The organism is Ectobacillus sp., from assembly GCF_056992975.1.
The window spans coordinates 1-10,448 of record NZ_JBXKMX010000299.1 but is presented as its reverse complement, the minus strand read 5'-3'; the positions used below and the strand labels follow the sequence as shown (position 1 = coordinate 10,448).

At 36.3% G+C, this 10,448-nt stretch carries 8 protein-coding genes and 1 pseudogene; 3 read left to right on the top strand and 6 right to left on the bottom strand.

Annotated features, from left to right (window positions below; genetic code table 11):
• Window positions 1-397: 397 nt before the first annotated feature.
• The 6 genes from gyrA to dnaA form a co-directional block, all read right to left on the bottom strand.
• Window positions 398-2,860: a DNA gyrase subunit A gene (gene gyrA / locus AC11ZT_RS13590; RefSeq protein ID WP_484060113.1), complete on the bottom strand. Its 2,463-nt coding sequence runs from the start codon at window positions 2,858-2,860 to the stop codon at window positions 398-400.
• A gap of 55 nt (window positions 2,861-2,915) precedes the next feature.
• The gene (gene gyrB, locus AC11ZT_RS13585; RefSeq protein WP_484060114.1) at window positions 2,916-4,838 is read right to left on the bottom strand and encodes a DNA topoisomerase (ATP-hydrolyzing) subunit B; all 1,923 of its coding nucleotides are present in this window, start codon (window positions 4,836-4,838) and stop codon (window positions 2,916-2,918) included.
• Between the two features lie 51 nt (window positions 4,839-4,889).
• Window positions 4,890-6,002, bottom strand: a complete 1,113-nt coding sequence (gene recF, locus AC11ZT_RS13580) for a DNA replication/repair protein RecF (RefSeq protein WP_484060112.1) — start codon at window positions 6,000-6,002, stop codon at window positions 4,890-4,892.
• A 13-nt stretch (window positions 6,003-6,015) separates the two neighbouring features.
• Window positions 6,016-6,231 carry a S4 domain-containing protein YaaA gene (gene yaaA, locus AC11ZT_RS13575; RefSeq protein ID WP_484060111.1) on the bottom strand — a complete coding sequence of 72 codons (216 nt, stop codon included), beginning with the start codon at window positions 6,229-6,231 and terminating at the stop codon, window positions 6,016-6,018.
• A gap of 243 nt (window positions 6,232-6,474) precedes the next feature.
• Complete coding sequence (dnaN, locus tag AC11ZT_RS13570) at window positions 6,475-7,620, bottom strand: DNA polymerase III subunit beta (RefSeq protein WP_484060110.1); 1,146 nt, start codon at window positions 7,618-7,620, stop codon at window positions 6,475-6,477.
• Window positions 7,621-7,793: 173 nt separating this feature from the next.
• Complete coding sequence (gene dnaA / locus AC11ZT_RS13565) at window positions 7,794-9,140, bottom strand: chromosomal replication initiator protein DnaA (RefSeq protein WP_484060109.1); 1,347 nt, start codon at window positions 9,138-9,140, stop codon at window positions 7,794-7,796.
• Window positions 9,141-9,687: 547 nt separating this feature from the next.
• On the opposite strand from dnaA, the gene rpmH reads away from it, so the two are divergent.
• The 3 genes and pseudogenes from rpmH to AC11ZT_RS13550 all read left to right on the top strand — a co-directional run.
• Window positions 9,688-9,822, top strand: a complete 135-nt coding sequence (rpmH, locus tag AC11ZT_RS13560) for a 50S ribosomal protein L34 (RefSeq protein ID WP_379970845.1) — start codon at window positions 9,688-9,690, stop codon at window positions 9,820-9,822.
• Between the two features lie 74 nt (window positions 9,823-9,896).
• Window positions 9,897-10,268, top strand: a complete 372-nt coding sequence (rnpA, locus tag AC11ZT_RS13555; RefSeq protein WP_484060108.1) for a ribonuclease P protein component — start codon at window positions 9,897-9,899, stop codon at window positions 10,266-10,268.
• 31 nt (window positions 10,269-10,299) lie between these two features.
• Window positions 10,300-10,448: pseudogene (locus AC11ZT_RS13550) on the top strand (OxaA precursor); the annotation flags it as partial.

Genomic DNA, 10,448 nt, shown 5'->3' with positions numbered 1-10,448 from the left:
TCCTGAGCCAGGATCAAACTCTCCATAAAAGTTAAAGTTTGTCTAAGCTATAAAAAAAATAAAACTGACGTTTGTTGTTTTGTTTAGTTTTCAAGGTTCAACATCGCGTTTCAGCGACTTTAATAATATACCACATTGTCACAATATCGTCAACTGTTTTTTACGACTTATATCTAGCTGACTTGTTGACTTGACTTATTATAAAGACTTCTAATTTAAAATGCAACCTATTTCGTTTAGAATTTTAAATTAAATGTAGATTCCCTTAGAATAGTCTTTCATTTTCTACTCATGCCTTTTCACCTATATGATCGCCCCATAAAGAAATTAAAAAAATAGGTCTCTATACATAAATCTGTATAGAGACCTATTCGTAATAAAAGTAGAAAGTGTACTCCTACTCTTCTTCTTGATCTACCTCAATTGCATCTTCGCGCTGCGCCTTTGTAACAGTTGCCACTTCTTCATTTTCTTTCAAACTAATAAGACGTACCCCTTGCGTATTTCGACCCATACGAGAAATTTGCTCAACAGGTATACGAATTAGAACACCTGCCACTGTAATTAGCATAATGTCCTCTTCGCCTTTTACAGATTTTACAGCAACTAGCTTCCCGTTTTTGTCATTCACGTTACAAGTTTTCAATCCTTTTCCACCGCGGCTCTGAATACGATATTCTTCAATTGGTGTACGTTTACCGAATCCGTTTTTTGTAACAATTAAAACATCTACATCTTCTTCGGCAATTTCCGTTCCAACAACTTGGTCATCATCATTCAACTTGATCGCCTTCACACCAGCTGCAGTTCTTCCCATACTACGAACATCTTGTTCGTTGAAGCGTATGAGCAACCCATCGCTCGTTCCAACAATAATATCTTTATCTCCCGTCGTTAACCGAACGGAAATGAGTTCGTCATCTTCTCTAAGAGAAATCGCAATTAATCCATTATTACGGATATTCGCAAAAGATGAGAGCGGTGTCCGCTTTGCAATTCCTTGCTTTGTAGAGAAGAATAAATAATCATCATCAGAGAATTCTTGAATTGGAATCATGGCATTAATCCATTCACCTTTTTCAACTTCTAACAAATTGATAATAGGAAGTCCTTTTGCAGTTCTACTATACTCTGGAATTTCATACCCTTTAATGCGGTATACTTTTCCCTTATTCGTAAAGAACAAAATGTGATTATGAGTAGACGTAGTTAGTAAATGTTCTACAAAATCATCATCATGCGTTCCCATACCTTGAACGCCGCGACCATTTCTATTTTGACTTCTATAAGTTGAAGTTGGAAGTCTTTTAATATACCCGTTATGAGTTAAAGAGATGACGATATTTTGTTCTGGAATTAGATCTTCGTCCTCAATGAATCCAAATCCACCAGGGACAATTTCCGTTCTTCGTACATCATTAAAGCGTTCTTTAACTTCCAGTAATTCCGTGCGAATAATTTCTAGTACTTTTTCTTCACTTGCTAGAATAGCTCTTAATTCAGCAATCAACTTCTCTAATTCAGTGTATTCTTCTTCAATTTTCTCACGTTCTAAACCTGTTAAACGTTGCAAACGCATATCTAAAATAGCTTGAGCTTGCTTTTCACTTAATTCAAATGTTTCAATCAAACCATTGCGTGCTATTTCTGCTGTTCTTGAACCACGAATTAAAGCTATAACCTGATCCAAATGATCAAGAGCAATACGTAACCCTTCTAAAATGTGGGCACGTGCTTCTGCTTTATCAAGTTCAAAGGCAGTTCGTCTTCGGATAACTACTTTCTGATGCTCTAAATAATAGTATAAGCATTGTTTTAAATTTAAAACTTTCGGCTCTCCATCGACAAGAGAAAGCATATTAATTCCAAAGCTTGTTTGCAATGCTGTATGTTTATATAAATTGTTTAGAAGTACATTGGCATTTGCATCTCTGCGAACTTCCATCACAATATGCATACCGCTACGGTCTGATTCATCTCGTAAATCTGTAATTCCATCAATTCTCTTCTCACGAACAAGCTCAGCAATTTTCTCAATGAGTTTTGCTTTATTTACTTGATAAGGTAATTCTGTAACAATAATCGATTGTTTTCCGTTGCCTCGTTCTTCAATCGACACTTTTCCACGAATTAGGATAGATCCGCGTCCTGTTTCAAAAGCACGACGGATCCCGCTTTTCCCAATAATCTGACCAGCAGTAGGAAAATCCGGTCCAGGAATATATTCCATTAACTCTTCAATTGTAATATCAGGATTTTTGCTAAGTGCTAATACTCCGTCAATAATTTCTCCAAGTTGATGAGGGGGAATGTTTGTTGCCATCCCAACAGCAATTCCAGTGGCACCATTGACAAGAAGATTTGGAAATCTCGCTGGTAATACAATTGGCTCTTTTTCAGAACCATCATAGTTATCTTGATAATCAATCGTATTTTTTGAGATATCGCGTAATAGCTCCATAGATATCTTGGACATTCTTGCTTCTGTATAACGCATTGCAGCAGCGAAGTCACCATCTACAGATCCAAAATTACCGTGACCATCAATAAGCATATAGCGTTGGTTAAAATCTTGCGCCATACGTACCATCGTAGCATACACAGCCGCATCACCATGTGGATGATACTTACCAATTACTTCTCCCACAATACGAGCTGATTTTTTATGCGGTTTATCAGATACAATCCCTAAATCATTCATCGCATACAGTATTCTTCGATGTACCGGCTTTAATCCATCCCGTACATCTGGTAGGGCCCGAGAAACAATGACACTCATCGCATAATCTAAAAATGATGATCGCATTTCATGACTAATATTTATATCTCGAATCTGGGCTTGTTGCTCGTTATCTGACATCAACTAGCGCCTCCTCTTACATTTCCGTACAAATTAAAAGCAACAAAGTTGCAAATTAAATATCTAAGTTTTTAACATATCTCGCATTTTCTTGAATGAAATTACGACGCGGTTCTACTTTATCACCCATTAACATTTCAAAAGTTTCGTCGACTTCAATTGCATCTTGTAGATTTACTTGCAGAAGCAAACGTGCTTCTGGGTCCATTGTCGTTTCCCACAGTTGTGCTGGGTTCATTTCTCCAAGACCTTTATAACGCTGAATGCTTGGTTTTGGCTGCGCAGGTATTTCCTTATAAATTTTCTCTAAATCTTTATCATTGTAAGCATATAATATTTTCTTCCCTTGTTGCACTTTATATAAAGGTGGTTGTGCGATGTACACATAGCCATGTTCAATAATTTTACGCATATAACGATAAAAGAACGTTAATAATAAAGTTCGAATATGTGAACCATCCACATCCGCATCGGTCATGATAATAATTTTATGGTATCTTGCTTTTTCAATATCGAATTCTTCTCCGATTCCCGTTCCAATTGCAGTTACAATTGCTCGAATTTCGTTATTGGAAAGAATTTTATCAAGTCGAGCTTTCTCTACGTTGATAATTTTCCCTTTCAGAGGAAGAATTGCTTGGAAATGTCGTTCACGTCCTTGTTTTGCTGAACCTCCGGCAGAATCACCCTCAACTATATAAATTTCGCTGATAGAAGGGTCCTTCGAAGAACAATCTGCAAGTTTACCAGGCAAACTTGAAATTTCCAGAGCATTCTTTCGTCTCGTTAATTCACGAGCTTTTTTTGCAGCTACACGTGCACGAGTAGCCATCATACCTTTATCGATAATCTTTCGCGCTATATCCGGATTTTCAAGAAGGAATTTTTCAAATGTTTCTGAGAACACGGATTCCGTTATCGTTCTAGCTTCACTATTGCCAAGCTTTGTTTTCGTTTGTCCTTCAAACTGTGGATCTGGATGTTTGATAGAAACAATAGCTGTTAACCCTTCACGCACGTCTTCTCCAATTAAATTACTATTTCCATCCTTGAAAATACCGCTCTTTCTCGCATAATCATTAATGACACGTGTTAAAGACGTTTTAAATCCTACTTCATGTGTTCCGCCTTCATACGTATGAATGTTGTTTGTGAAAGATAAAATATTACTTACATAACCTTCATTGTATTGCAAGGCAACTTCAACATAAATGTCGTCACGCATACCTTCTACATAGACCGGCTCTTCATGAACTACCTCTTTTGAGCGATTTAAGTGTTCTACATAAGATTTAATTCCGCCTTCAAAGTGGAATTCTCTCTTTTGCTTGTTTTCTCTACGATCTTCGATGGTAATACGTAGACCACGATTTAAAAATGCAAGTTCACGTAATCTATTTGCTAACGTATCAAAATCATATTCAGTTGTTTCAGTGAAAATTTCAGCATCCGGTTTAAAATGTGTAGTTGTACCGGTCAATTCTGTTTCACCAACTACAGCTAAATCACCGACTGGAATACCACGTTGAAACTTTTGATAATGTATGTTTCCTTCACGATATACATATACTTCTAATACTTCTGATAAAGCATTTACAACAGACGCACCTACTCCGTGCAAGCCGCCAGACACTTTATATCCGCCTCCGCCAAACTTACCACCTGCATGAAGAACTGTCATGATAACTTCAACTGCTGGACGTCCAACTTTTTCTTGAATCCCTACAGGAATACCACGACCATTATCCTTAACTGTAATACTGTTATCTTCTTCAATAAATACGTTAATTTCATTACAATAGCCGGCAAGCGCTTCGTCGATACTATTATCTACGATTTCCCATACAAGATGGTGAAGACCTTTCGCGCTCGTAGTACCAATGTACATACCTGGACGTTTTCTAACTGCCTCTAGTCCTTCTAATACTTGAATTTGACTTTCATCATATGCATTCTCTTGTATTTTCTTTTGTTCCATTGTCACAAAAATCACCCACTTTTCCATTTAACGGAAGAAATTAATCATGACTTAATCAATGACTATTCCATTTGTTACTTGAATTGTCTTTGCTTGTTTCAGTGTTTGATGTTCAACGCCATCAACACTAGTTGTTGTTACGAAAGTTTGGACTTTACCTTGTATTGTGTTTAATAAATGAGATTGACGATAATCATCTAATTCCGATAATACATCGTCCAGTAAGAGAATAGGGTATTCGTGTACTTCAGAGTGGATCAATTCAATTTCAGCTAATTTAAGGGAAAGTGCTGTCGTTCGCTGTTGGCCTTGCGAACCATAAATCTGCACGTTTTTATCATTGACGAAGAAATGTAAGTCATCGCGATGAGGACCAATTAAAGTTGCACCACGAAACAATTCACGCTTTTTAATCGTTTGAAACGCATCATAGTATTCTTCTTTTATTTTCGACAAATCCATGGATTCTGATACATTTATACTTGGTTTATACGCAATTCGTAGTTCTTCTAGCCCTCTACTAATGCCGTTATGTATGGGGGCAGCCCATTCTTGTAGCATACGAAGAAATTCAAATCTCTTAAGTAATATTTTTGCTCCATGCTCAACCAACTGAATGGTAAACACATCTAACATTGTTTCATTGTGTTTACTTTCCCCTTGCATCGTTTTCAATAAGTGATTACGTTGAATTAACACTTTTTGATATTGACTTAATTCGTATAAATAGACCGGTGCAATTTGTCCGAGTTCCATATCGATAAAGCGCCTTCGAACTTGTGGACTTCCTTTCACTAAGTTCAAATCCTCCGGAGCGAACATGACAACATTCATTTCTCCGATGTATTGGCTTAGTTTGGATTGTTCTAATTCATTTACTTTAGCCCTTTTTCCTTTTTTCGAGAGCATAAGCTCTAGGGTGAGGGATGTATTTCGTTTTTGAAGCTTCCCTTTTATTTTACCATACTCTGCGTCCCATTTGATAAGCTCTCTATCATTTGAAGTTCGATGAGATTTTGCCATGGCTAATACAAAAATCGATTCAATCAAGTTTGTCTTGCCTTGTGCATTTTCCCCGATAATAACATTTACTTTATCTTCAAATGAGAGGGCAAGTTCCTTATAGTTTCGAAAATTTAGTAGAGCTAGCTCCTCAATGTACAAAGGGATGCCTCCCTTACTTTGCCTTTACTTGGAATGTTCCGAATGATGGAACTTCAACCGTATCGTTATTATAAAGCTTTCTTCCTCGTCTATTATCAGGTTCGCCGTTTACAAACACTTCATATTCTTGTAAAAACCAACGAGATGCTCCTCCTGTATTCACTAGATCAGCGAGCTTTAAAAACTGTCCAAGCGTGATATATTCTGTTGAAATGGAAATAATTTTCATGAAAATCGCTCACTTTCTAAAAGTGTTCATTCATTCATTGTACTAAAAAAAATACGTATCAACAATGATTGGACATACAATTTCATTTTTTATAAATGAAAAACTATTTATGCTAGATAAAAAACTAACAGACGAAATGGACCGTTACAGGAGTACGTTGCCTCATCATTCTGTAATCGGTCCATTCATCTAGCATATTGCTACATCCAAGTGTAAAAAAACAGTGCGAGTACGATCAAGTAATTAATACGTACGTACCGGTAATATTAATTGGACAATGCTGTCATTATCTAAAGAACGTATTAAAAATGGCCGCATAGCCCCTGTGAAACTTGTTTTAATTTCTGTACTATCAAGTACTTTTAGTGCGTCCATCATATATTTTGCACTAAAAGAAATTTTTAATTCTTCTCCATCAATGCTTTCGCAAAGTACTTCTTCTACAACCTTCCCAATCTCAGGTGAATTAGATGAAATTTCAATTTGATTGTCTTCAAGTGTAGAAAGCTTAACAACATTATTTCTACCATCTCTTGCAAGTAAAGAAGCCCGATCAATAGCTTGAAGAAATTCTTTTGTATTGATCAGAATGTCTGTCTTAATTTCTGTTGGAATAAGCCGGGATGTATCCGGATAGTTTCCTTCCAATAGACGCGAGTAAAATAACAAATGTTTCGTTCTAAATAACACTTGATATTCCGTAATAATGATATCTACTGTTTCTTCGGTGTCATCTAGTATTTTGCTAAGTTCGGTCAAACTTTTTCCGGGTATAACAACATTTGCTTGAAAAGATGTAGAAAGAGCATTACCAGAAATAGTTGCTTTGCGAAGGGCAAGCCGATGACTATCTGTAGCAACGCAAGTCAACTCGTTGTTATATACACTCCAGTTTACACCTGTTAAGATTGGACGGGTTTCCGATGTAGAAACAGCAAATACGGTTTGACGAATCATATGCTTTAATAAATCTGTAGGTAGCATAAAGACTTGATTTTCTTCCAGCTGAGGAAGAAGTGGATATTCTTCTGGATCTGAACCATTCAAATTAAATTCTGATTTTCCGGATTTAATTTGTGTTGAAAAATGATTTTCTACATGTATTTCGACGGTATCCTTAGGTAATTTTTTTACAATCTCACTAAAATATTTGGCTTGTAATACAATGCTACCAGGTTGAATCATTCTTATAATTTCATTTCCATCTTCTTCAGAGGGGATGAAAGATTCAATTGAGATATCAGAATCACTTCCTGTTAACGTTACCCCTTCACTATTTGCAACAATTTTGATCCCCGTTAAAATTGGAATGGTTGTTCGAACAGAAACAGCTTTCATTACATCTTGAACACTTTTAACAAGTTGATCTTTTTGAATGATAAAATGCATGATAAAAAATACCTCCTACGTATGGAATATATTTTATTTATTAATAATAAAAAATAGTAGTAATAGTAGTAATACTTGTGGATATGTGGATAAGGGCGTTTTAACAAGGAAAAAACAGTCTATCGACATGTGGATAGACTGTGAGTAAATATCGTACCTTTATTCACATTATTCTATTGTTTTAAAATCTCACAAATTTCTTCAATTTGTTTTTGGAGCTGCACATCCGTTTTGGCTAGTCGTGAAATTTTTTCATGAGCATGGATGACAGTAGTATGATCTCTTCCGCCAAATTCTTCTCCGATTTTAGGAAGAGAGGAATCCGTTAGTTCTCGTGACAAATACATAGCAACCTGGCGAGGGAATGCTACTGATTTTGTTCGTTTTTTTGCTTTAAAATCCTCTAGCTTTATTTGAAAAACTTGTCCAACTACCTTTTGAATATCATTAATGTAAATGACCTTTGGTTTTGCATTTGGAATAATATCCTTTAGTGCTTCTGCTGCAAGATCGGCATTAATATCTTTATTAATTAAAGAAGAATACGCCACTACTCGAATAAGAGCACCTTCTAACTCACGAATATTGCTATCGATTTGATTGGCAATATACAACATCACTTCATTCGGGATATCCAAGCCTTCTGCTCGTGCTTTTTTTCGCAAGATTGCAATCCGTGTTTCTAAGTCAGGAGGCGTAATATCTGTAATGAGACCCCATTCGAAACGTGAACGTAGCCGATCTTCCAATGTTGGTATTTCTTTCGGTGCACGATCACTGGAAATAACAATTTGCTTGCTCTCTTCATGAAGGGCGTTAAAGGTATGGAAAAATTCTTCTTGTGTTTGTTCTTTTCCAGCTAGAAATTGAATATCGTCAATTAAGAGAACATCAACACTACGATATTTATTTCGAAAATCAACCGCTTTGTTATCCCGAATACTGTTAATAAATTCATTTGTAAATTTTTCAGATGATAAGTATACAACCTTTGCATTCGGATTATGCTCTATAACATAGTGACCGATTGCATGCATGAGATGTGTTTTCCCTAGGCCAACGCCTCCGTATATAAATAACGGATTGTATGCTTTAGCAGGTGCTTCTGCAACGGCCAACGAAGCCGCGTGTGCAAAGCGATTGCCAGATCCAATTACAAATGTATCGAATGTATATTTGGGGTTTAGCATACTGGGCTTAAACTGGTTCGGTTCATCGGTGTTGATCTTCCGTCGATTGGGCGGTGTATAGTCAAAGTCTTCTTCGGCCTGGCTTTGCGGAATAATAAAGCGAACATCAAGTTCTTCTCCCGTGACATGATATAACGTTTCGGAAATTAATTCAGAATAGTGAGATTCAAGCCAGTCTCTGGCAAATTCGTTCGGAGCGGTTATAGTTAAATCATTTTTTTTAAGAGAATAAGCTTTTGTAGATTTTAACCAAGTTTCGAAGCTAGGCTTACTCACCTTTTTTTGGAGCTGTTGTAAAGTCTGATCCCATAAGTCATCTATATTTTCCAAAGGTGTACCTCCTTCTTTTTAAAATGGGTCCGAACTTTGTACAAGTTTTGTACAAAACATATATGAATAAATATTCAAAGTAAGAAAAAATAAAAGTATTGCAATATAACATAGAATACATGTATCGACAGAATACTACGCTTGTGGACAAGTTGATATACACATGTGAAAAAATATGTCCACATGTTATACACAGTCTGTGGATAACAATAGGTTGTGGAAAACTTGTCCGAAGGTGAAAACACAAATATGATATCAAAAAAAGAGTGTAATATCAATTTGTTTCGTAAAGTTATCCACAAAAAGAACATTTCATACCATTATTTTATCAACAAGGGGGTCTTTTGTGTAAAAACCAAAAAAAATCTGTGGATTATTTAATTTCCCTTTTTTTATTATCCACATGAGTATAGAATATTGAGTAAAAGCTTGTGGATGCGTGAAATAATAAAGAGAAGTATCTTGGGGCATTGACATTTAGAGGGTTTATTAACTATAATTATTTAGACTGTCTTTAACAGTTATTCCTCAGGGAGGTGTCATATACATGAAACGTACGTATCAACCAAATACACGTAAGCGCAGCAAAGTACATGGTTTCCGCAGCCGTATGAGTACTAAAAACGGCCGTAGAGTTCTTGCAGCACGTCGCCGCAAGGGAAGAAAAGTATTATCTGCGTAGGCCACTGATCGTTCAGTGGTCTTTTTTCTAATAATGTATCCTTTCCACTGGCGATATACAGGAGTGTTAAACAGATGAAGAAAAAAAACCGTATAAAAAAAAACGAGGATTTTCAAAAAGTATTTAAATTAGGAGTATCGAATGCGAACCGCCAATTTGTAATGTATTCTTTACATAAACCGGGTCAAGAACATTTTCGTATCGGTCTTTCAGTTAGTAAAAAGTTAGGAAATGCTGTTGTACGTAATAAAACGAAGAGAATGATACGACAAGTATTTACGGAGTACAAAGATTGCATAGATTCTGAAAAGGATTTTGTTATAATAGCAAGGAAGCCTTGTGTAGAAATGACGTACGAGCAATTTAAGAGCAGTTTATCCCACGTACTTCGTAAATCTGGCATTAAGCTGTCATGGCAAGAGCGGAAGAAGGAAGAAATACAATGATAGGACATACTATTAAGGGAGGAAATGGTACGTGAAAAAGAAAATTACTTTTCTGGTCATGATGATCGCACTTGTGGCTGTTGTCAGCGGCTGTAATCAAGTCAACCAGCCGATTACACCAGAAAGCACTGGTATTTGGAATCAGTACTTCGTATATCCGCTTTCTCAAGTTCTCACATT